Source organism: Clostridiales bacterium (assembly GCA_017961515.1).
Classification (GTDB): domain Bacteria; phylum Bacillota; class Clostridia; order Acetivibrionales; family RGIG10202; genus RGIG10202.
Window position 1 is genome coordinate 19766 of the sequence record JAGCXC010000079.1, and the last position, 24140, is coordinate 43905.

Annotated in this window: 18 protein-coding genes and 3 tRNA genes; 14 read left to right on the plus strand and 7 right to left on the minus strand. The window is 32.1% G+C overall.

Going from position 1 to position 24140, the window contains the following annotated elements; translation table 11 throughout:
- The first annotated feature begins 48 nt into the window (after positions 1-48).
- Together rplQ and J6Y29_05435 are read left to right on the plus strand one after the other, a co-directional pair.
- On the plus strand, positions 49-573 hold the full coding sequence (gene rplQ / locus J6Y29_05430; GenBank protein ID MBP5427312.1) for a 50S ribosomal protein L17: 525 nt from the start codon (positions 49-51) through the stop codon (positions 571-573).
- 233 nt (positions 574-806) lie between these two features.
- Positions 807-1748, plus strand: a complete 942-nt coding sequence (locus tag J6Y29_05435) for a hypothetical protein (GenBank protein MBP5427313.1) — start codon at positions 807-809, stop codon at positions 1746-1748.
- Positions 1749-1813: 65 nt separating this feature from the next.
- Here the strand turns inward: J6Y29_05435 and J6Y29_05440 are convergent, their stop codons facing one another.
- The 4 genes from J6Y29_05440 to J6Y29_05455 all read right to left on the minus strand — a co-directional run bounded on the left by J6Y29_05440 (position 1814) and on the right by J6Y29_05455 (position 7909).
- On the minus strand, positions 1814-3763 hold the full coding sequence (locus tag J6Y29_05440; protein MBP5427314.1) for a copper amine oxidase N-terminal domain-containing protein: 1950 nt from the start codon (positions 3761-3763) through the stop codon (positions 1814-1816).
- Between the two features lie 220 nt (positions 3764-3983).
- On the minus strand, positions 3984-5552 hold the full coding sequence (locus tag J6Y29_05445) for a DUF3298 domain-containing protein (GenBank protein MBP5427315.1): 1569 nt from the start codon (positions 5550-5552) through the stop codon (positions 3984-3986).
- A 328-nt stretch (positions 5553-5880) separates the two neighbouring features.
- Entirely contained in the window at positions 5881-6678 is a 798-nt protein-coding gene (gene spo0A, locus J6Y29_05450) for a sporulation transcription factor Spo0A (GenBank protein ID MBP5427316.1), read from the minus strand.
- Positions 6679-6811: 133 nt separating this feature from the next.
- Positions 6812-7909 (minus strand): trypsin-like peptidase domain-containing protein, encoded by a 1098-nt coding sequence (locus J6Y29_05455; protein MBP5427317.1) that lies wholly within the window; start codon positions 7907-7909, stop codon positions 6812-6814.
- 87 nt (positions 7910-7996) lie between these two features.
- Between J6Y29_05455 and J6Y29_05460 the strand changes: the two genes are divergently transcribed.
- Positions 7997-8554, plus strand: a complete 558-nt coding sequence (locus J6Y29_05460; GenBank protein MBP5427318.1) for a 4'-phosphopantetheinyl transferase superfamily protein — start codon at positions 7997-7999, stop codon at positions 8552-8554.
- On the opposite strand, the gene J6Y29_05465 is transcribed toward J6Y29_05460, so the two are convergent.
- Both J6Y29_05465 and J6Y29_05470 read right to left on the minus strand, forming a co-directional pair.
- The gene (locus J6Y29_05465) at positions 8531-9697 is read right to left on the minus strand and encodes an ankyrin repeat domain-containing protein (GenBank protein ID MBP5427319.1); all 1167 of its coding nucleotides are present in this window, start codon (positions 9695-9697) and stop codon (positions 8531-8533) included. The genes J6Y29_05460 and J6Y29_05465 overlap by 24 nt on opposite strands.
- A gap of 163 nt (positions 9698-9860) precedes the next feature.
- Positions 9861-11054: an ankyrin repeat domain-containing protein gene (locus tag J6Y29_05470; protein MBP5427320.1), complete on the minus strand. Its 1194-nt coding sequence runs from the start codon at positions 11052-11054 to the stop codon at positions 9861-9863.
- A gap of 150 nt (positions 11055-11204) precedes the next feature.
- Here J6Y29_05470 and J6Y29_05475 point away from each other — a divergent pair.
- The 10 genes from J6Y29_05475 (at position 11205) to J6Y29_05520 (ending at position 20640) form a co-directional block, all read left to right on the plus strand.
- Positions 11205-11278: transfer RNA gene (locus tag J6Y29_05475), tRNA-Gly, on the plus strand.
- Positions 11279-11286: 8 nt separating this feature from the next.
- Positions 11287-11363 (plus strand) — tRNA-Arg (locus tag J6Y29_05480).
- Positions 11364-11701: 338 nt separating this feature from the next.
- Complete coding sequence (gene rpsL / locus J6Y29_05485) at positions 11702-12127, plus strand: 30S ribosomal protein S12 (protein MBP5427321.1); 426 nt, start codon at positions 11702-11704, stop codon at positions 12125-12127.
- Between the two features lie 170 nt (positions 12128-12297).
- On the plus strand, positions 12298-12768 hold the full coding sequence (rpsG, locus tag J6Y29_05490; GenBank protein ID MBP5427322.1) for a 30S ribosomal protein S7: 471 nt from the start codon (positions 12298-12300) through the stop codon (positions 12766-12768).
- A gap of 35 nt (positions 12769-12803) precedes the next feature.
- On the plus strand, positions 12804-14888 hold the full coding sequence (fusA, locus tag J6Y29_05495) for an elongation factor G (protein MBP5427323.1): 2085 nt from the start codon (positions 12804-12806) through the stop codon (positions 14886-14888).
- 92 nt (positions 14889-14980) lie between these two features.
- Positions 14981-16183 (plus strand): elongation factor Tu, encoded by a 1203-nt coding sequence (gene tuf / locus J6Y29_05500; protein MBP5427324.1) that lies wholly within the window; start codon positions 14981-14983, stop codon positions 16181-16183.
- Positions 16184-16757: 574 nt separating this feature from the next.
- Positions 16758-17792 carry an ankyrin repeat domain-containing protein gene (locus J6Y29_05505; GenBank protein MBP5427325.1) on the plus strand — a complete coding sequence of 345 codons (1035 nt, stop codon included), beginning with the start codon at positions 16758-16760 and terminating at the stop codon, positions 17790-17792.
- A gap of 118 nt (positions 17793-17910) precedes the next feature.
- Positions 17911-18519 carry a VanW family protein gene (locus tag J6Y29_05510; protein MBP5427326.1) on the plus strand — a complete coding sequence of 203 codons (609 nt, stop codon included), beginning with the start codon at positions 17911-17913 and terminating at the stop codon, positions 18517-18519.
- A gap of 208 nt (positions 18520-18727) precedes the next feature.
- On the plus strand, positions 18728-20377 hold the full coding sequence (locus J6Y29_05515; GenBank protein MBP5427327.1) for a DNA mismatch repair protein MutS: 1650 nt from the start codon (positions 18728-18730) through the stop codon (positions 20375-20377).
- Positions 20378-20564: 187 nt separating this feature from the next.
- Positions 20565-20640, plus strand: a tRNA-Lys gene (locus tag J6Y29_05520).
- A 509-nt stretch (positions 20641-21149) separates the two neighbouring features.
- On the opposite strand, the gene tilS is transcribed toward J6Y29_05520, so the two are convergent.
- Complete coding sequence (gene tilS / locus J6Y29_05525; protein MBP5427328.1) at positions 21150-21800, minus strand: tRNA lysidine(34) synthetase TilS; 651 nt, start codon at positions 21798-21800, stop codon at positions 21150-21152.
- A 470-nt stretch (positions 21801-22270) separates the two neighbouring features.
- On the opposite strand from tilS, the gene J6Y29_05530 reads away from it, so the two are divergent.
- The coding region (locus J6Y29_05530) for an ankyrin repeat domain-containing protein (protein ID MBP5427329.1) at positions 22271-24140 on the plus strand (1870 nt) is incomplete at its 3' end.

Below are 24140 nucleotides of genomic sequence, written 5' to 3' on the forward strand. Positions count from 1 at the left end.
ATTCAAAGAAGAGTTGGATTTGGTCAATAAAAAAGGGAGGTTTATACAATGCCAGTTAATAGAAAATTGGGACGTGTGGCGAATCAAAGAAGGGCTATGCTAAGAGGATTAGTTACAGCTTTTTTTGAAAGTGGTAGGATAGAGACTACATTAGCACGTGCTAAAGAGATACAAAGTATAGTTGAAAATTTGATAACACTTGCAGCTAAAGAGGCTAATAATTATACTACTAAAGAGATAAAAGTATCTAAAGCAAAAGTAGATGCTAAAGGAAAGAAAGTAACAAAGGTAGTTAAGTCTAAAAATGGTAGGGAATATAGTGTTGTAGAAAGAGAGTTTGCAACTAAGGAAGTTAAGGTTGACGCACCTTCTAGATTGCAAGCAAGAAGAATGGTAACTAGTTGGTTATATAGAACAAAAGATAAAGATGGAAATTATATACATCTAGCAAATAAGATATTTGATGAAATTGCACCTAAGTATTCAGAGAGAAAAGGTGGATATACAAGAATTTATAAATTAGGCCCAAGAAGAGGCGACGGTGCTGAAGTAGCAATACTTGAATTAGTATAAAAAGATACATCGTCTTGACTTATCTATGATATGTGGAGAGATTGTAGCTTTTCTTAAAGAGCCCTCTCCGTATGTTCTAGCAGTAATGTAGACAGGTTTTGTATAATAAGATTTAGGCAGATAAATCATGACATTAATGGTTTAAAGCCTAATTTTTTTTAAAAAATGTTGTAAAAGAAACCAAATGATGATATAATGAGCTTAGATTTTTAAATGGAAGGAAGTTAGATATTATGAGTAAAGAAATTAATCCCAATATGGTCTCCAATATACCATTAGATAAAAAGGACGATTTAGAAAAAGGAACTTCTAGTAATTCTATTGAAGATAGAGTGAGTAATACTAGAGCTGAATCTGATACCAAAAAGGAAAAGGGTAGAGAAGAAGATAATTTAGAAAAAGGAACTTCTAGTAATTCTGGTGAAGGCGAGAAAAGTAATACTGGTGCTGAATCTAATACTAAAGAAGAGCCAAAAGACGGAAGACCTTCAGCTAAATGGTTGTTTTTAGCATATATAGTGGTATTTGGATTTCTAGGTTTGTGGGCTATAGCTTTATATGATACATTAAAGAAAAAAAGAGCACCGTTTGATGGTTTTGCTGATGGTTTTGCAAAGAAGTTATTATATGCTTTTAATTTGCCAGTAGTGATCCCGTGCTTGCTAGTGTTATATAAGCCAGCTGGTTTTATGCAAATGTTAAAGGAGAAATATCAGAAACTAGTAGAGTCTTTAGGAGCAAAAGTAGGTTTGGTTAAGGATTCTATAGATAAGAGTTTAGGTGAAGATGGGTTGTTGGCTAATTTGGAGGATAATGATTCTATAAACAAAAAGAAAGAGAATCCAGAGGAAGTTTCTATGAAAAAGGGAGAAGATTTGAAAGGTAAGGTAGAAGAGAAAGCTAATGAAGTAGAAAGCTTGGGTAACACATCATCTAATGTCCCGGAAGCAAAACCAGAAGAAGCTTCTGTGAAAGAGAAAGAAGACTCAAAAGGTAAGCTAGAAGAGAAAGATAATGAAGTAGAAAGTTTGAGTAACACATCATCTAATGCTCCAGAAGCAAAACCAGAAGAGAAAGATAATGAGTCAGAGGAAAATATAGATAAAACAAGGCAAAAAGTAATTCCAGAAGAAGTTAAAGAAAAATCTCAACAATCATTATCGATGGATCGTTAGATATTATAACAAGAGCCTATGGCAGAGGATTAAATCTTGCCATAGGCTCTTGTTTTGTTATTTTATCAATTAATTGGTATATCGAGTATTTGTAAAGGTGAATTTGTATCTTTATTTATACTTGGAATTCTTGTTATTGTAATAAACTTATTAGTATCATTAGACAAATATATAGGTAACACTAGAGAACAATTTAATAAAAGCTCTTTTTTATACTCGTCTAAGTAGCGATCAGCATCTTGTGAAGATATCTTATTTTGTACTAAAAAGGCATTTTTTACTTGAGTATGTAGCTTATCTAAAAATTCATCCGAAGATAAATTTTTGCGTTGTAATAAATCTGCGTTGGACAAACGATTGCCCGTAGTTAAGTCAAAGTTGTAAGCGTGTATCTCTTTAAATGCAAGAGATATTATAAGAGATAATGTATTGTCATTTACAGAATAACTATATCTATAAGATTCAAAATAAGCATTGCTTAACTTATCTATTTCTAGATTTGTAACATAAGCATCGCTTGAATTTATATTTATATATGGTACAGTATATAGATAACCATGAAAATCTCTGGTACATATATTACAAATAGGTTCATCTGATAATTCAGATAGGTCATAAGTTATTTTATCGAAGACATGAAGTTTTGTGTTATTATACAAACAAGTTAATTCCATCATAGTATTACCATGGGAATCTTTTTTATAGTCTGTTACTTCATAGAAATTGCTACTATAATCTTTAGATAATGCAGCTTTGTACATATCTAAGTCAGTTATTTTATTAAGAGTATATTTTTCAAAAGATGAAAATACGTACAAGTTATTGTCAATTTTACTTAAGTAAAAATCATCACAAGATCTGTCCACTAATAAAACCTTATTATTTTCATTTGAGGATGATTTTATAAGAAATACGTAGAAAGCTTTGTTATTAAAAGCTGTTTTGTCTATTAGGGAAATGTTGAAATTGAAGTATTGTTTCTGTACACAGAAATCGTTTACACGTTGTTTTACAAAAGCTTCTTCAATTGGATCATTAAAGATACACAAATTAGTTTTTAATAAGCTAGAATGATTACGCATGTTTAGCCTATATTCGTGGATTTGATATTGATTTCCATCAAAGAAGAATACAATATCTTCCTTATCTATAAACCATGTAAAATTTGAAATATTACGTTTGATGGATTTTACGTTGTATATGTCGGGATATGATTTCTTTAAATCAGTAGATAAAGAGTCTAATACAAGTTTAGCTAAGGTATTTAAAATTTCATCATTAGTGCCATTTAGTATATCGGTTATTTTAAGTTCTTCGCCTGTTGATAAATTAAATGTATAGCATTGGTGTGAGAAGCGACCGTTACTATTATTGTTTTTTGGGCATACAGATATAATATCGTTTTGGTTATAACCAATTATATAATCTGAAGTTTCAACTGAAGTAGGAATAAATTTTTCTTTTAAAACTGCATTTATTTTATCTATGGACTGCATCCTTAAAGGATTTATTATCTGAGGTATGGAATATGTTTTGAAATCTGTACGCAAAGAATAAGTGTCAGCATAATGAATACTAGAAGCACCAAATGTTCCAGCATCTGTTTTTACTGATACCAAATTTTTATTTGTATCCCATGTAAGAGTATCACATAAAATATTATTTAATACATCTAAAGATACATAAGTTCTACCATTTAAAATATTTGTTGAAAAAGTTTCGCCTTTATCGTTATTATTTACGAAAACTTTTTCATTTTTTAGATCAATTAAAATATCGTGAAAATTCTTTTTCAAATGTATCAAACGTGAAGGACCATACCAAGAAACGTTATATCCTAAGTTTTCACAAACATCTCTTAATGGAACTAATACGCTATCACCTACAATTATTTCTTCTTTTAATGATATTAGATGATTGTCCACGTATATTTGTTTGTTATCAGCAAATGAAGGTGCGGTAAACACATAAAGAGATAAGCTAGCTACGAAAAATAATTTTTTAAATAAATTCATAAAATCCCTCCTTGATAAAATACTATAAAATAGGGCAACAAAATGCTACCTGTAATTATATCGGAAAAACACACACAAAAAATAAACAAAAAGTTACAACGGTGTTTATAGATAAGTGATTTCTATTTAATGAGAAATCCTTCCCTGTGGCCATTGTTATTAAACAAAAACACCTACCCCATAAATAGTAGAGGTCAGATGTTTTGTTATTAAATAAGTTCTATTTATGTTCTTCAAAGTAATAGCTAAAGATTTCACCTGTATCCTTATTAACAGCAAGTTTTGAAGTAACATCTTCTTCTAAGCTTTGCATTGCAACTATTATATATTCGCCGTCATCATTGTGTAAAACTCCACCAATGTCATATGACAGATCTTCTGAATTCATTTTGTTCATTACTAATCTTAATGCAGATAGATTGTTAATCTTGTTGATACGTTTAGTATTTAATATATGATATGAATTTTTATTATTCACAATTGTATATAAGTTTTCACAATTTCTATCAATAGCAATTAAATTATTATCACATTGCAAGATATAGCAATCTTGTCCATTTAATATAGATTTATCAATTATAACTGGATTGGTGTAAATATTTTTAGCAGTGTTCAACACATTACTTTCTTCCTCAACATTGGTTATATTGGTGAATTTGCGTTTAAACAACAAGGAATTCTCTTGTAGATCAATTGAAATACCAGGCATTCCTCCTGAATAGGAAGTAACAATGTAGCGATTAAAGAAGAAAACGAGGTTATTATTACTCAAATAAAATTGAACTTCAGATATATTGTTTTTTACGCCTTCCTTTACAGTAAAGTCATAATACTTACTTTCATCTATCATTTTTGAGAATCTGTTGATTAGGAAATCCTTGATTTCATCAGTAGATCCATTTAATATCTCATCAATGCGTAGTTTTTTACCTGTATTTATGTCAAAAGTATCACAATACAATTCATATGATGGGTGAGTAGCCCACATTGCACTAACATATGACAATCTTATAACGGATAAAATATTATTAGCATTATATCCGATTGCGTATGAAAGTTGAAAATCGACATTTTCTGCCTTAAAATGCTTTATAACCTCAGGATCCAAATCGTTACAATCTAGAGAAAGCTTTTTAAATTTGTCAAATTGATCACGTCCAAGTTTACGATAATATTCATTTATCTTGTCTATAGCAACAGAATCATTTGTGTTTAATATTTGAGGTACAGATACTTTTATATTAACTATAGCACCATTGTCTAATTTTTCTTGATATGTTTTTGACAAATCCACTATATTACACCAGTTACCATTAACATAAGATTTATCTTGTTCCAGTATTTCGACAAAATAATTGGAATTAAATGGTGGTACCCATTCAACTTTATCACCCAATGACTCTACCAAATATCTGATAGGAAGATATGTCTTGTTATTTATCAATTTGGGAGCGACATCAATAGTTTTTTCTATATTGTCTACAAATATTTTATTTTTGTTTAAAGCAAACAAAACACTTTTAAATCCGCGTGTTACTTTTATCTGATTAGTTGATGAATTCCAGGTTACAGTGCATCCTATTTTTTCAGCTAATTCCCTTAATGGAACAAATAATCGACCGTTTTCTATAAATGTATCTTCGTTTAATGTTAAATAACTAGAATCAATCTGAGATTTGGTTGAAGGAAGAGTTCTTACCAAATTTAATTTGTTTGCATAAGCATTACTTTTACCTAAGATGCATACTATTCCTACTAAGAATAGCATATTTTTTATTTTCTTACTCATCAAAAAAGACCTCCTAATTAAATGTATCTCCGTATAAAATTTCGACGCTTGTGGTATTTAGCATGATAGCTAAGACTATATACTACATATGGTTAAAATATGAAGAGTATGTCCATGCCCAATTATACTACATACTTTCATAGGATACAATATATTATTAGAATTTTTACAAAAGAAAAATATGAAAGATAATATTCAAAGTAAACGCACCCCCTAATATAAAAAATGTTGCATTTACTTTGAATAATAAAATGTTGCATTTAGTTTGACGAAAAATATAAACCCAATTGGAGGCTATTATATAGCAATTGGGTTTTGACAGTATAGGTTACAGTGCAATAGCTTCCGACAATCTAAGTTTGTCTGCTATCATGGCAATAAATTCAGAATTGGTAGGTTTTCCTTTGCCATTACTTATTGTGTAGCCAAATATTTCATCGATTACTTCAATTTGTCCACGTCCCCACGCGACCTCTATTGCATGACGAATTGCTCGTTCTACCCTGCTGGATGTAGTTTTGTATTTTTTGGCAATAGAAGGATAAAGTAATTTTGTGATGGAGTTGATCATATCTAAATCATCTATTACCATAAGTATTGCGTCTTGTATGTAGTGATATCCCTTTATGTGTGCAGGAACCCCTAAATCATGCATTATGTGAGTTACTTTTTCTTGCAAATTGAGTTTTTCTTGCATAGTCTTTAGATACGTTTGACGTGGGAGTTTGGTGTCTGATAGTGGAGCGTTCATATAGATATCTTTTATCCTTTTAACCAAAGTTTTCATATCGAATGGTTTGGTGATATAGTATTGTGCACCTAAGCTCATTGCTTTTCTTATAACACTTTCGCTAGTAACCTCGGATAGGATGATGAAGGCTGGTTTTTTTAGAAGATGTTCGTGCTGTATCCTCTCTAGTATGCCTATACCATCTAAATGAGGCATGATTATGTCTGTTATCACAATGTCGGGATTGGTGTTAGGTATGCTAGTACATGCTTTTATTCCATCTTCTACACTGCCTACGACCTCTATATCATCTTGCTCGTTTAAATAATTTTCTACCATGCTTCTGAAATTGTTGTCATCCTCGACTAAAAGGATTTTTATTTTCCCTTGTTGCAATCTAAACTCCTCCTTAATATTTTTTTAGAATAGATAGAATTAAATGTCTTATGACATTTTTTACCAAGCATGTACATTATAAACTAATCGTTATTAAGAAAATTGTCGAACTGTTGTTTTTGATTAAATATAATTAAGATTTTTTTGTAAGCTTGACAGAGGAGGATTTTAACTCATTGTCAGAGTAATATTTTACTAAAACAACATCTCCAGGTTTTTTGCTATAAAGATAGCTTCTAAGGTCGAGCATGGTATTTATTACCTTATCATCTATACTTATGATTATAGAATTTTGTTTGATACCACTTTTGTATGCGGGACCATTTTCATCGACATCTACAACAATAATTCCATTTTGTAGAGTTAAATCTTGCATCACATAGGGAATTAATGCCCTATCATATGCAAATACACCAAGGTAAGGTTCAACAAATTTATTATCTTCTATGAAGTGATTGATAATAGGTGTTGCAATATTGATAGGAATAGCAAATCCAATTCCTTCCGCGGTGTCTATTTTCACTGTATTTATACCAATTACTTCACCTTGCGAATTTAGAAGGGGGCCACCACTGTTACCAGGATTTATACTGGCGTCAGTTTGAATAAGATCTTCCATATAATTTTCACCATCGCTGGTATCTACACGAAGAGTTCTATTTAATGCACTGATTATGCCTGATGTTACAGTACGTTGGAACTGGAGGCCCAAAGGATTTCCAATAGCTATTGCAATTTCACCTACAGTGAGTGTATCAGAATTACCTAGCGGTAGTACCTCTAAATTAGAGGAAGGAACTTTTATTATAGCTAAATCTAGCATCTCATCGGACCATACGCGAGTTCCTTCTTTTTCAGATCCGTCCGAAAAGGTTACGACAAGTTTTTCGGAATCATTGTTTGTTACATGTTGATTTGTTAATATATAACCATTGGTACTTACAATAACACCAGATCCTATACCCCAGCTTGAAGAATTGCCAAACAGTATATCATTGTTTATTTTTAGTGCAGATATTCCAACAACACCGTTTATGCTATTGGATACAACAGTAGGTATAGAAAAAGAATTTTGTTGAACTGGAACATTTGGAGTACTGTAATTAAGTTTTGTCACTGTATTTGAGGATGTGTGATTTGGGACCATATGCCAAAGATATATCCCTAAGAATAGAGTTACAAGAACAGAAAGTGTGATGTTTTTCAAAAGTAGTTTATTTTCTAGAAACATAATTATTACCTCAACTTTGTATTTGTTTTTTTGGATTGTATATGTTAATATGACACAAGGACAATGAAAATATACAAAGGAGGAGAAATGAATATATACATATGTAGTGAATATAAAGATAGAGATAGAGATAGAGATAATATACTAAGATATATCTTGAAAAAAAACTTTCCAGGTACTAAACCGTGTATAAAGAAAAATAAACGAGGAAAGCCTTATGTATCAAATATAAGAGGGTGTTACTTTAGTATTTCTCATACAAGAAATATTTTAGTTATAGCAGTGGATAAATTGCCTATAGGGGTAGACATAGAAAAGATACGAGATGTTAATTTTAAAATAGTGAATCGTTTTTTTTCAAAGGAAGATATAAAAAAATTTGAAACTGTGGAACAAAAGGAGAGAAAGGATTATTTTTTTAAAATGTGGACACAAAAAGAAAGTTACGTAAAGTGTATAGGAACAGGGTTTAGTGGTATGCCGTTTAGTAAATTTACTATAAATGAAGATACGCTAGTTTGTGATAAACAATGTAAGTATCATTTTTGTACATATAATGTTGATGGTGGATATAAAATGTCGGTGTGCTATAGTAGCGACACCGACATGAATCTACAATATTTAGATACATCTATCATTGTTTAAACGCCGTTTTTTACCAACGGGGTTAAGTGTTTTGTAAGATAAGAAGTGAGAAAAGTTGTTGATGGCGTTAAGCATGTGACGACATTCAATTAGCGATATTGTGCTTGATCTATCGAGTGTTAAACGATTCTCTAAATTTGTGATTTTTCTGTTAAGTGCCACAAATTCCCTTGAGTTTTTTAATGTGGTAATAAATTTAAGAATACTTGAAGAATTTAAATTTTTTGAAGAATAAACTCCTTGAAGTTTATCTAAAAACGTATCCAAGGCATATTGATTACCTATGTATAAAGATATACGTATGCCAACTCTTGGATTTTTAGTCTCAAGTAACTTTTGAATAAATATATCATCTTTATTACGGGGTAAAACAAAAAGATTTGCAAAATTTTCAATTAAAAGTGCAGCAACGTTTATATTTTTTTGTTGATATGCCATAAATAATGGCGTTAGTACTTTTTTGGATGCCATATCAACGTCTGCACCGTGTTCCATCAATAAATGTATTAACTCTACATTGCCAGACATACAAGCCCTGAAAAAAGGAGTAAAACCTAGCGAAGAAGTTAAATTAATAGTTGCATTGTGTTTAAGTAATAACCTAGCCATATCAGTAGATGAAAGGCAACATGCATAAAATAAAGAAGTAAAACCATTTTTATTTTTAGAATCAACTTCCGCACCATGCAAAAGTAAGTATTCAGCTACATCCAATCTTTCATTTTCGCAAGATAAAAGTAATGAAGGTACACCATGTTTCAGTATAGCATTAACAGGTGCACCGCGTTCAACGAGTAGTTTGACGATATCTAGGGCACCACATTCAGCTGCCCATGCTAAAGAGGGATCGATGTCCACTTTAGCACCATTGTTTAATAAAAGTTTTACCAAAGGCAAAGACGCGTTGGCACATGCATTTTTAAGAGGAGTGTAACCGAAGTTATTTTTTATGTTTACCGGAGCACCAGACATTATTAAAAGCGATGCAATAGGATACGAGTTAATAAAGCAAGCCCAGTGTAGGGCAGTATTGCCATACTCGTCTACGCTATCTAAATACTCCTTTTCTGAGGATAGTAATCCAATAACGCCTTCTACATCTCCTTTTTTGGTGATAGTAATAAGCCTAGAAATTTTATTCACAAAAATCAGTCCCTTCAAAAACGAGTTAAAATACACATGATTTTTGCAAAGAAGGATAATAAATATCTTCCTAACCTGATAACGTATAATAAACGTTCATTAAAAAATCATGATATATCGAGTGACCATTTTATCATATATTTACAAGTTAGGCAAGATTATACTATATATTTATGTTTCGCTCTTGGTTTTTCTCAGGAGATAAAGGTTTTTCTAAAAAGTCAAAAGTATCTAGTGTAGATAGTAAAGATCTGATTTGATGTAATTTTTTTCTAAATAGTAGAATTTTATTTAAACAACTTTGTAATTCTTTCTTATAGAAAAGTTTATGTAGCAAACGTTTACTATTATTAATGCGGTTTTCAATCATATTTGTTTCTTGTATGAAAGTTTTAATATGGTCAGTCAATGAAACAGTCAAGTCATTATTATAGGTAAAGTCAGGACTTAATTTTAGTTTTTGTGCCAATGAAGTAGCTTCTGATGGGCCTAACGTATTATAATATAAAGAAAAACCTTCTGTTAAAACTCTGTTATTTCCCACATGAAATGCAGTTTTAATACGTACACTAAGATTAGAACTTTTGAGTAAAGTCTTAATTAAAAGTGAATCATCTTCAAAGGGTAAAAAATAAAGATCATCACAAGAATCAATTAATAGTTCAAGAGGCTCAATATGCGCCTTCTTTTTTAATAAAATTTCTGCTATATCGTAAGATCCATAAAGGCAAGACAATGTTAAAGGGGCAATTTGTTGAGTAAATGTACCGTTAGGATTTGCACCTTTTGATAACAACAAATTTACCGCATCAATAGATCTATTATTACAAGCATAATGAAGTGGAGTTAATCCATTTTCGTCCGGTTCATCTAAATATTTATTATTGTACTTATCTAGTATAATAGATATTACCTTAGTTTTATTATCAATACAAGCTCTGTGCATAAGATTAAATTCTTCAGATGAGTATAAATTTGCTCCTCTATCAATAAGTAACTTAATTATCTCAAACGAATCATTTTCATATGCAAGAACAAGAGGGGTAAGTCCCAATTGATTAAAGTTGTCTAATTTGATATCATCTCTTTGTAAAAGCAACTTGGCAATTGCAACATTGCCATTGTAGCAAGCAATTGATAAAGGAGAGTGACCAAATTCATTTTTTTTATTAACATCAATTGTGGTATTATTAAGAAGCATATCTACCAATTTAATTTCATCATTGTCACATGCCCAAGTTAAGGCAGTTTCACCATCATTATTTAATTCATTTATATCATTGGATACTGTAATTAAATATCTAAGATTTTGAACATTACCTGTTAGATATGTTTTTATTATTTCATCTTTATTCATAAAAAAACCTCCTATTATATATCAAAAACAATTATATAGTGGGGTTACTATAGTTGTCAACATGGGAAGTAAAAAAATTTAAAAAAAGTATTGACATTCAAAATAAAGTGTTGTAAAATAATCTCTGTCAGTTGGAGAGAGCAAGGATGTGCGGGTGTAGTTCAATGGTAGAATCTCAGCCTTCCAAGCTGATTGTGAGGGTTCGATTCCCTTCACCCGCTCCAACATGTAACTGCCCGTAGCTCAGCAGGATAGAGCAACGGACTTCTAATCCGTAGGTCGGAGGTTCGAATCCTCTTGGGCAGGCCATTAGGATTGTAGGTCATATCGCGTGCAGTGGTATGGCTTTTTTGTGTACACATACAATATATAAAGGAATGTTTTTTTTAAAATGGTAGAGAGTGAATTTACTAAAGGTCAATTGTAAAGCTTTGGGGTTACCATAAAGACAAGATATATAATTTCAGCGAATCTTGTTATTGCTTTTTAGAAAATTATTTGATATACTTTTTAAGTTACTTGATGTGGAAATTATTCGCACTATATTGGCACAAGAGACAGTTCTTTTTAATAAGTTTAAGGAAATGTTGGTTTGTGTTTTTAAAATATATAGGTAGAAGTTTAGTTTTAGAGGGAGGTGAGCGTAAATGCCTACATTTAACCAATTGGTTAGAAAGGGTAGAAAAACCCTAAAGAAGAAATCTACAGCGCCTGCATTGCAGAAGACATTGAACTCAATAAGAAAAAGACTTGTTGATTCTAACAGTCCACAAAAGAGAGGCGTATGTACAGTTGTTAAGACAACTACTCCTAAGAAGCCAAATTCAGCGCTAAGAAAAGTTGCCAGGGTGCGTCTTACAAATGGAATAGAAGTTACAGCATATATTCCAGGAATAGGACACAATTTGCAAGAGCATAGTGTTGTTTTGATAAGAGGAGGAAGGGTAAAAGACCTACCTGGTGTTAGGTACCATATAATAAGAGGAACACTAGATACAGCGGGTGTTGCGAATAGGATGCAAGCAAGATCCAAGTATGGTGCAAAAAAACCTAAAGCAGGTGCTAAAAACTAGATAATGTACGTGCTGTAGCACGGAGCGGGTCTGATTTTTAGTGGACATATTTTTTGGAAATATGTGGTTTACGTGCTAAGTACGATTATATATAGTACAAAGCACTGACGTGGACTTTCTTAAAGTCTACGAGTACCTATTGATGAATATCAAAAAAGGAGGGAAGAAAAGTGCCAAGAAAAGGACATGTACCAAAGAGAGAAGTTTTACCAGATTCAGTTTACCAAAGTGAGGTAGTTACAAAACTAATCAATAATATAATGTTAGATGGTAAAAAAGGTATAGCTCAAACAATCTGTTATGAGGCTTTTGATATAGTAAAAGAGAAAACAGGAAGAGATCCTATGGAGGTTTTTGAAGAGGCGTTAAATAACATAATGCCTGTGCTAGAGGTTAAGGCTAGAAGAGTAGGAGGAGCTACATATCAAGTTCCTATAGAAGTGAAAGCAGATAGAAGACAGACATTGGGCTTAAGATGGTTGGTTTTATTTGCTCGTAAGAGGAATGAAAGAACTATGAAAGAAAAATTAGCATCAGAGATAATTGATGCAATAAACAATATGGGAGGAGCCTTTAAAAAGAAGGAAGATACTCATAAAATGGCAGAAGCTAATAAGGCGTTTGCTCAGTATAAGTGGTAATGTTTATAAAATGATAATCGAAAGGATGGTGAGTTATGGCTACTGATAGAGAGTTTAGCTTGGAGAATACTAGAAATATAGGTATAATGGCTCATATTGATGCGGGAAAGACTACAACAACTGAGCGTATACTATTTTATACAGGAAGAGTACACAAGATAGGAGAAGTTCACGAAGGTGCAGCAACAATGGACTGGATGGTTCAGGAACAGGAAAGAGGAATAACAATTACTTCAGCTGCAACAACTGCACAGTGGAAAGGAAGAAGGATTAATATTATAGATACTCCAGGACACGTTGATTTTACAGTTGAGGTTGAGAGATCTTTGCGTGTGTTAGATGGTTCTGTAACAGTATTCTGTGCTAAGGGTGGAGTTGAACCACAATCAGAGACTGTATGGAGACAAGCGGATAAGTATCATGTTCCAAGGCTTGCATATGTAAATAAAATGGACATAATGGGAGCTGATTTCTATAATTGTGTTTCCATGATGAAAGAGAGACTTGGAGCGAATGCGGTGCCTATTCAGTTGCCTATAGGAAGTGAAGATAATTTCCTAGGAGTGATAGATCTTGTACAGATGAAGGCTTTGTATTTCAAAGATGATTTGGGTAAAGTTATAGAAGAAGGACCTATTCCAGATGATATGAAGGACAAAGTGGAAGAGTATAGGACATTGTTGGTAGAGACAGTTGCAGAGCAAGATGAAGACTACATGATGAAGTATCTTGAAGGTGAAGATTTAACAGAGGAAGAGATTCATAATGGAATAAGAAAAGCGACAATTGCAGTTAAGATGATTCCAGTTACATGTGGTTCTTCTTACAAGAATAAGGGTGTTCAGCAATTATTAGATGCGATTGTAGAATATTTGCCATCACCATTAGATATACCAGCTATAAAGGGTGTATTACCAGATACAGAGGAAGAAATTGAAAGACCAGCAGATGATGAAGGTCCATTCTCAGCGTTGGCATTTAAGATAATGACAGACCCATATGTAGGAAAGTTATGCTTCTTTAGAGTATATTCAGGTACTTTGGAATCAGGATCTTATGTGTTAAATTCTACAAAGAATAAACGTGAAAGAATAGGAAGAATTCTTCAGATGCATGCTAATGACAGAAAAGAAATTAGCAAGGTTTATTCAGGAGACATAGCTGCAGCTGTAGGACTTAAAGATACAACAACTGGAGATACTTTGTGTGAAGAGTCAGCTCCTGTTATATTGGAGTCAATGGTATTCCCAGAGCCAGTTATTTCTGTAGCAATTGAGCCAAAGAGTAAGGCTGGTCAAGACAAGATGGGTATAGCATTGCAAAAGTTAGCGGAAGAGGATCCTACATTTAGGACTTATACAAATAAAGAAACTGGGCAAACAATAATATCTGGAATGGGAGAATTGCATTTGGATATAATTGTAGACCGTTTGTTAAGAGAGTTTAAAGTAGAAGCTAATGTTGGAAATCCACAAGTTGCTTACAAGGAAACAATAAGAAAACCTGTTAGAGCTGAGGGTAAATTTGTAAGACAGTCGGGAGGACGTGGACAATACGGACACTGCTGGTTGGAAATTGAGCCTAAGGAACCAGGATCAGGATATGAGTTTGAGAACAAGATTGTTGGAGGAGCTATTCCAAAAGAGTATATAGGATCAGTTGATGCTGGGATACAAGAGGCAATGAATAGCGGTGTATTGGCAGGGTATCCTGTAGTGGATGTGAAGGTTACATTAGTAGATGGGTCATATCACGAAGTGGATTCATCAGAAATGGCGTTTAAGATTGCCGCTTCTATGGGATTTAGAGATGGCTGCAGAAAAGCAGATCCAGTATTATTAGAGCCTATAATGAAGGTTGAGATAACAGTTCCAGAAGAGTATATGGGAGACGTAATAGGAGATATAAATTCCAGACGTGGAAGAATTGAAGGAATGGATGCTAGAGCTGGTGCTCAGGTTATAAGAACATTTGTTCCATTGGCTGAGATGTTTGGATATGCTACTACATTGAGATCCAGGACTCAAGGAAGAGGAGTGTTCTCTATGGAAATAAGTCATTTTGAGGAAGTTCCAAAGAGCAAACAAGAAGAGATTATAAGTGGAAAAGCAGCAAGGTAGATTGTTTAGTCACTAATAGCGAGATCATATTAAAAATGTTCTTGCATATTATAAAAAAAATAAAAAAGAGTAATTAGAGAGGAGAATTAATAATGGCAAAAGCTAAGTTTGAGAGAAACAAACCACACGTTAACATTGGAACAATTGGTCACGTTGACCATGGTAAAACATCATTGACAGCAGCAATAACAAAAGTATTAGGATTTTTGGGAAGAGCAGAATATAAGGCATATGATCAAATAGATGCAGCTCCAGAGGAGAGAGAAAGAGGAATAACAATTTCAACAGCACACGTTGAGTATGAAACTGAGAATAGACACTATGCACACGTGGACTGCCCAGGACACGCTGACTACGTAAAGAATATGATAACAGGTGCTGCACAAATGGATGGAGCTATATTGGTTGTATCAGCAGCAGACGGCCCTATGCCACAAACAAGAGAGCATATCTTGTTGGCTCACCAGGTTGGAGTTCCTTACATAGTTGTATTTTTAAATAAATGCGACCAAGTAGACGACGAAGAGTTGATAGAGTTAGTAGAGATGGAAGTAAGAGATTTGTTAACATCATATGATTTTGATGGAGACAATACTCCAATAATAAGAGGATCAGCATTAAAAGCATTGGAGTCAACATCAACAGATATAAATGCACCAGAGTATGCACCAATCGTTGAGTTAATGAAGAAAGTTGACGAATATATTCCAATTCCTCAAAGACCAACAGATCAACCATTTGCAATGCCAGTAGAGGATGTTTTCTCAATCACAGGTCGTGGAACAGTTGCAACAGGTAGAGTTGAAAGAGGAAGAATAAAAGTTGGAGAAGAAGTTGAAATCGTAGGACTTGCAGAAGAATCAAGAAAGACAGTAGTAACAGGACTTGAGATGTTTAGAAAAGTTCTTGAGTTTGCAGATGCAGGAGAGAACGTAGGAGCATTGTTAAGAGGAATTCAAAGAAATGAAATTGAAAGAGGACAGGTTTTAGCAAAACCAGGTTCAATCAATCCTCATACACAATTTAAAGCTCAAGTTTACGTGTTGACTAAAGACGAAGGTGGAAGACATAAACCATTCTTCAATAGTTACAGACCACAATTCTATTTCAGAACTACCGACGTTACAGGAATAGTTGATCTACCAGAGGGAACAGAAATGTGTATGCCTGGAGATAACGTAGAGATGACTGTTACATTGATAACACCAGTTGCGATGGAAGAAGGATTAAGATTTGCGATTCGTGAAGGTGGAAGAACTGTAGGATCAGGAGTTATATCAAAGATAATTAAGTAATAAGCTAGAAGAGACAAGGATTACCGAGTTTTGGGTAATCCTTATTTTTTTTTATAGAATCATTTTAATTTGGAATGAATTGTCCCTAAAATATAGTATTGACAATTTTGGGATAATGTAATAGACTTAAGATCAGTTTAAGAGATTTTTTGCATAAACTATCAAGAAAGCAAGTAAATGTATATAATTGTACATGTATAGAGGACCTAAAAATGAAGGCAATATCACAAGATTTGAACTTTGAAAAATCAATATGTGATAATGGATGGGGAATGTTTATGACATTTCTAAAATACAAATTAGAAGAGATGGGCAAAAGAAGGTTTATAGTTTTTTAAAAAAGCTCACAAACTTGTTCGGAATAAAAATGAAGAAGTAAAGAATTGCGGGGTTAGCTTGTATTACCTTCGCACATTGGTGATATCGAAGAGAGTGGGGGAAACCGACTGTTTATACGTTGTTAAAAAAAGGAAGTCTTTGTCTTCACGACGAGAATTTTATGGCAAAAATTTGAGATGTAGGTAGGGAAGGATGTCACTTAGAAGTATTTTCTCTTAAAGGAAGGAAGATATGTATGAAGAAAAAGGTTTTAAAGAGTTTTTTTTGTTGTGTATGTTTAGTTTTGATTTTTGCAAAGATGGGTTATTGTTATAGCATGAATGGAGATGATTCCAAACAAGATAGTTTTAATAAAACTAAAGTGGCGTTGGAGGATGAGGCATTACTTAATCGTGCTTGCGAGATGGGTGATTTAGATGAAGTAAAAAAAATGATAAATAAAGGTTTGGATATTAATACTAGAGATAAGGATGGTAATGCTCCTATACATTATGCCTGTAAGTTTGGGCATTTAGATGTAGTCAAATATCTTTTAGATAAAGGTTCAGACATTGAATCAAAAGGGCAAGGCGATTATACACCTTTATATGTAGCTTCATATAATAATAAAGTTGAGGTTGCTAAATATCTTTTAGAAAATGGAGCTAACGTTAATGCCTGTGATATGTATCACAATTCGATACTTAGCAATACTACTTCAAATGCTGAAATTGTAGAATTGTTGTTGGAATATGGTGCAGATATTGAATCTTATGATTCTATTGGATTTAAACCTTTGCATAATGCTTGCTTACTTGGAAGTGTTGATTCGGTAAAGTTATTATTAGAACATGGTGCTAATGTTGAGGATAAAACTCTTAATAACCAGGAGAGTATACATCTTATTCAAAATAAGGAAAAAGCTTATTTGTTATTGAAATATGGTGCAGATATTAATGTAAAGAGTACGTGGGGGGAGACTGTTTTGTTAAGTGCTTGTGCTTATTCAAAAAGCTGTGACTACGTCAAATTCTTATTAGATAATGGTGCGGACATTAATAGTGTGGATTGTTGTGGATATACTCCTTTAATAAGTGCAATTATATCTTATTCTCCTGATGAAGGTATAATAAAGCTTTTGTTAGATCATGGTGCAGATGCTAATATTAAAGATATATATGGTAAGTATGCTCTTGATTATGCTTTAGAACTAGGAGACGAGGATATAATTAAGTTGGTGATGGAAAAATCCAGTAAAGCTGTTGTTGATAATGTATTGCCAGACGAGTAAAAAATTTAAAATATAGTTGATTTAGATTAAGAGGTCATTTTTTTTGCTATAGAATAAAAAATAATGTTCTAGACTATAATAAGTAATGGTAGAATATTAATAAGGAGAAAGATATTAAATGAAAAAAATATTAAATATACTGATATTAATGTTAATATTTAATATACAGGTAGGTTGTTATAGTTTAGAAAAAAATAAAAGCAGTTTAAATAAAAATTCAATCAATATAAAATTATCTAGTGATTACAAACCACAAAAAAAGAATTTGCAACTAATATCAACCAGTGAGACACCACTTTATGAAAAAAATACAGATAGAGTTAATAACATAAAGCTAGCAGCTAAGAGTGTAAACAACATAATAATAGTTCCAGGTCAGGAATTTTCATTTAACAAAATAGTGGGAGAGAGGACGAAGATTAAGGGTTATAGAGAGGCTCCTATTTTGATAAAAACTACGGGAGGAACTAAGAAAGGTGTGGGAGTTGGAGGAGGAGTTTGTCAAGTTTCATCAACTATATATAAAGCTGCTAAGAATGCTAAACTAGAAATATTAGAAAGACATGCACATTCTAAAAAAGTTTTTTATACACAAATTGGTGATGATGCAACGGTAGCGTATCCTAGCACAGACTTGAGATTTAAAAATAATAGAGAAAATGATATAGTAATAAAAGTGGAAGTATTAGAAAATAAAATAAGAGTAGATATATTAGAAAACGTATAATTTTTGTTTCAAATCTTACTACATGTATATCTCAAACAAGAGAATTTCTAATTTTAAGTGTGCTTAAATTTTAAAGATTTAGTGCACTTATTTTTTTTGAAAAAATGAGACAAGTTTTTTCAAGGAGATGTATATTGACTTCACTTGAGCTAATATGATACAATCACAAGAAGTGTAAGAAGAGGAGGTAGTTTGTGTGTCAGCAGTAATGATAATAATATTAGGTATAATTTTTATAGTTTGCGATATACGAAAAGAAAATAAAAAGATAAAAGAAAACACTAAAAGGTATATAAAAGAAACATTTGGAAAGCCTCGAGAAGACTTAAAAAAACAAGAACAAAGGATTCAACATTTTAAATCATTTTATAATAAAGGGAGTCTAAAGGAATATGAAGTAGTAGATGACATAACATGGGATGATCTTGGTATGGATAATATATTTATGTTAATTAATCACACAGATAGTTTTATAGGAGAACGATATTTGTATTCGAGGCTTCATGATCTTTCAAAAAATGAAAAAGATTTAAAAATGCTTGAGGATAAAATTTCGTATTTTGACAAAAATGAAGAAAAGAGAAATAGTATAAGAAAAAAACTTTATAGAATAGGGAAAAAGAACTTGGAGGATATTCTTTCACAAATAAATAATATAGATAAATATAAGATCAATGATATTTGGAAGTATAAGTTGTTGTCAGCTTTAATGATTGTGTTTGTTATATTTAGTGCGATATTTAGGACCCCAATAGTTATTTTGGGTTGCGGAGTTATTTATACAATTAATAGATTTAGTGTTATTATCAAAAAGAAGCAGATTCGAATTGAAAATTTGTTTGAAATTTCAAATATAATAAATATGGCAGATTTTATAAGTAATACTGTTCCTGAGTTTAGTCATCATATGAAGAAAGATATAAAATCTTTGAAAGAGGTTAATAAAAAATTATTTTTTTTGAAACAAAGTTTAGAACAAAATATACAACAAAGTATTTTTAATGTGATTATAGAAAGTATATTTGAACCGTTTATGTGGGAAATGATGTTGTATAATAAAATAATAATAGGCTTTTTTAACAAAAGAAATGAGTTTATGAATGTATATAAATTTATTGGAGAAATCGAGTTATGTATTTCTATTTTATCGTACAGGAAAAGTGTAAAAGATTATGTCATACCAGAAATTATGGATAAGGATAGTTTTTACTTTGAAGAAGTGGTACATCCGGTTGTGAAAAATGCTGTTTCAAATAATTTTGAGTATCATAAGAACACTATCCTAACAGGGGCAAATGCTTCAGGTAAGTCAACTTTTATTAAAGCAGTAGCAATAAATTTGATACTTGGGCAAACAATTAATACTTGTATAGCTAAAAAAGCGGTTATACCTAAATGTGGTGTTATTACGTCTATGGCAGTTCGCGATGATATTTTAACAGGTGAAAGTTATTATTTCCGCGAAATAAAATATTTAAAAAGGATGGTTGAACTTTGTAAAAGTGAGAAATTAATATTTTTTGCAATAGACGAGATATTAAAGGGTACCAATACAAAAGAAAGAATAGCTGCATCAAAGGCAGTGCTAGAGTATTTTAAAGGAAAGCGTTGTATGTTGTTGATATCAACCCACGACTTAGAAATTGCCAGATATTTCAAAGAAAGTTATGACAATTATTATTTTTCGGAAGTTATTAATGAGAATGATATTTTGTTTGATTATATTTTACATAAAGGGATATGTGCTTCAAGTAACGCGATAAAGCTTTTGCAAGTGGTAGGTTTTCCTCAAAGTATAATAGAGTACGCAAACAGTGAGATTAACCAAGATTCATCTCAAGATACGTATTTTGCCTAATTTTGGAAGCCAGTCAAAAACTACCTCAAGCAAATATGTGTGCACCAAAGTAGAGTATAAAATGCTACAATTTGTAATATTTTTCCACGAAAAATAGCTATTTTTTTTATAAAAAGTATTGACAAACAATATGAAATATTATAGAATACATACTTGTGAGGGGCGAGGTTGCAAGAATTTGTTGCGTGGACCATTAGCTCAGGCGGTAGAGCACTTGACTTTTAATCAAGGTGTCCCGAGTTCGAGTCTCGGATGGTTCACCAGAAAAATGAGAATTTTTCAGGAAAGTAAGTAGTAAACTCTTTGAATATTTCGTTGTGTTAAAATAGGCCTTGGGCCTGTTTGAATCATATGGATACGTGGGACATAGTTACGTTTATTCTATTTTTTATGTATTGATTTAAAGAAATAAATTTCTTCCTTTATCCACGTTTCTTATATAAAAGATACACTTGAAAAGATGACGTATGTCGTATTGTGCATCTTATGCTCCGCCTCGTATCAAAATTCTCTTCTGTGTTTAGAGGGTTTATGTAGATTGTTTTTTATAATTTTTTCTCATGATTTGCATTGTACTACTTAAGCGAGTTGGTTGACGATATCAATCGGCTCGTTTTTCCTATCATGAGGTATTATTTTATAGGGATAAAAACGTAAGAAAAGGACGAATTCAATTAAAAAGAGAGTTTAGGCTTGGTGAGTACGTTTACATAATTATTGTGACATTAGAAATGAAATAGTCAAAAGAAAAATCAAATATAAGAGGAGTATATTACTCCTCTTGACTTCTTTGTATGGCTCCAAAGATATTATTTTTTAAATTCCTATTTGTTTTAGATAAATTGTTAAGAAGTTGTTTTATATCTTCTCTAGTGCTTGCTCTGTCTGCCGGGCAAGGATTTTTTACTATAGGCAGATTATTTTTCTTTGCATATTCCTTTATTTCTTTTTCTAGGACATACAATAAAGGTCTTATTACATATAGATTTTGTCTACTCAAATATGTTACAGGAAGAAATGATTTAAAATTTCCTTCATAGAAGAGTCGCATTATACTAGTTTCAACAAAATCATCTTTATTATGTCCTAGCGCGACTTTATTGCATCCCAATTTAGTTGCCATGTCATTTATTGCGCCTCTTCGCATATTGGCGCATAGCGAGCATGGGTTTTTTTCTTTTCGTACATTAAATACAACATCACCTATCATTGTATTGCAGACATGATATTCTATTCCAATTTTTTCACAAAGTTTTGCGATTGGTGCAGTATCAAATTCGGAAAATCCAAGTGATACAGTGATAGCGCAAATATCAAACTTATGTATAAAGAATCTTCTTAATTCATTTAACGCAAGAAGTAACACAAGGCTATCCTTGCCACCGGACACAGCTACAGCTATTTTGTCACCAGGTTCAATCATATTATAATCTTTAATTGTTTTGGTTAACTTGCTTAATATTTTTTTTATAGTTATGCCTCCTCAAAAATGAAAAATCAACAAAAGAGTTATGTTAACAAAAGAACATATTTTCAAAAAAATACACTTTTCATAGGGGCTATTATATAATAGTGTTTTTTAAAAGTCAACACATGATATTGCGACCTTTTTTAAGTTCTAATTTTAAGGTTATATCAATTGTTGTAATTTTTGATTAGAATATTTTTTAAAACGCATAGCTTTTCCATGGATGCAACATCTTAGGCACATAAATTAGTTTTTTTAACATAGTTTCCAATATAAAGGAAACAGTTGAAAAACAAATTTAATGATGCTACAATATTTTCACAAAAATTAATTTGGTTGAAGCCATGACCCTTTAGAGTCGAGGTAATTGACGCTAGATTAATCGAGATTTTTTAGTAAAAGAAAAGAACGGGAGATGTATTTTAATGAAGAATGATGAAGTGATGAAGATATTGCCAGATAATAGTTTAGACGTGAATAAGCAGGATAAAAACGGTAGAACAGCATTGATGGATGCCTGTAACAGTGGGTCAACCAAAAAAGGGGTAGAGATGTTGTTAAAGTGTGGTGCTAACGTGAATATGAAAGATGATTTGGGACAAACGGCTTTGATGATTGCATGTAGTATAAACGCACCCAAAGAAGTGGTAGAGATATTGCTAGATAATAATGCAGAAATGAATATGAAAGATGATTTGGGACAAACAGCGTTGATGGTTGCATGTGCCATGAATGCAAAAGCGGAAGTGATAGAGTTATTGTTAAAACGCGGTGCAAATGTGAATATGAAAAGTGATTCGGGTCGGACAGCATTGATGATTGCATGTAAATGTGCCAAAAAAGAAGTGATAAAGTTATTGATAGATTGCGGTGCAGATGTGAATATGAAAAACATAGAAGGTCAAACAGCGTTGATGATTGCATGTAAATGTGCAACAAAAGAAGTGGTAAAGTTATTGTTAAAGAACGGTGTAGAAGTAAATGCGCAGGGTGAAGATGGCCAAACAGCGTTGATGTATGCGTGTGATGTAAATGCACCTAAAGAAGTAATAGAGTTATTGCTAGATAATGGTGCAAAAGCGGATATGCAGGACAAAGATGGCCAAACAGCATTGATGGGTGCATGTGGCAGTAATGCAAAAGCGGAAGTGATAGAGTTATTGTTAAAACGCGGTGCAGGCGTGAATAAGCGGGATAAAGGCGGGCTAACAGCTTTGATGTATACATGTGTCATGAATGCAAAAAAGAAAGTGGTAGAGTTATTGGTAAAGAACGGTGCAGAAGTAAATATGCAGAGTGAAAATGGTAAAACAGCGTTGATGTATGCATGTACCCATAATGCACCAAAAGAAATAATAGAATATTTAATAGATAATGGGGCAGATATGTACAATAAAGACAACAAGGGGAGAACTCTAATAAGCATGCTGGATAGTAAAGCACGAGCTAAACTGTTAGGAGCAGTAGCAAGAATAAAGTTAAGGAGTGCATGTGCTAAGAATAATAAAGATGAGGTAGAAAAACAATTAGATAAAGTTGGAGGGATTTTACCTAAAGATCTTTTAGTAGAGTTAATTAATTTATCTAATGAGGATACTTTAGAAGTACTAATAAAAAGAGTAAATGTTTCCCTAATAAATGATATATTTAATTTAATAACCCAAGAAGGAAAGCGTAATTGTATAATAAATTTACTATATAAAAAAGGTGCAATTAACAAAACAAATGGTGAATTAAAAAGTGTATTAAAGAGCAAATTAATTAAAGATATAACGAAAGATGATATGACAGAAGGCAACTTGAAAACAATCTTAATGAGAATAGGGGATATAAAAAATATTATTTCAGTGGACATAATAAATCAAGTAAAAGATAGTAATATACCAGTTTTGATAGACAAGTTTGATATATCTCAAATAAGTGAAGGATTTGAAAATATAAATAATAATAATAAGAGAGAAAAAATAGATTATATTAAGTTTTATAAGGTGTTTGATAGTATAAAATCAGAGATAGAGGCAGAGAAAAATGTAGAGGTTGTAAAAAATACGTTATCAGATGGACCAAAGACTTATACTAAACATGTATCAAAGAAGAGAAGTAAAATATTATTAAATGATATTGAACGTGTGCAAAAGGGAAAGAAAAGAGAACATAGGCACCAGGGTAAGAGAAAAGGATCTGTTTTAAGCGATGCTTTTACTGTAGGAGCAAGTTCTTCATTATTAGAGGAATGTAAGAAGAATACAAATGATGATACCATATTAAGCTTATTAAAAATGGGTTGTGATGTAA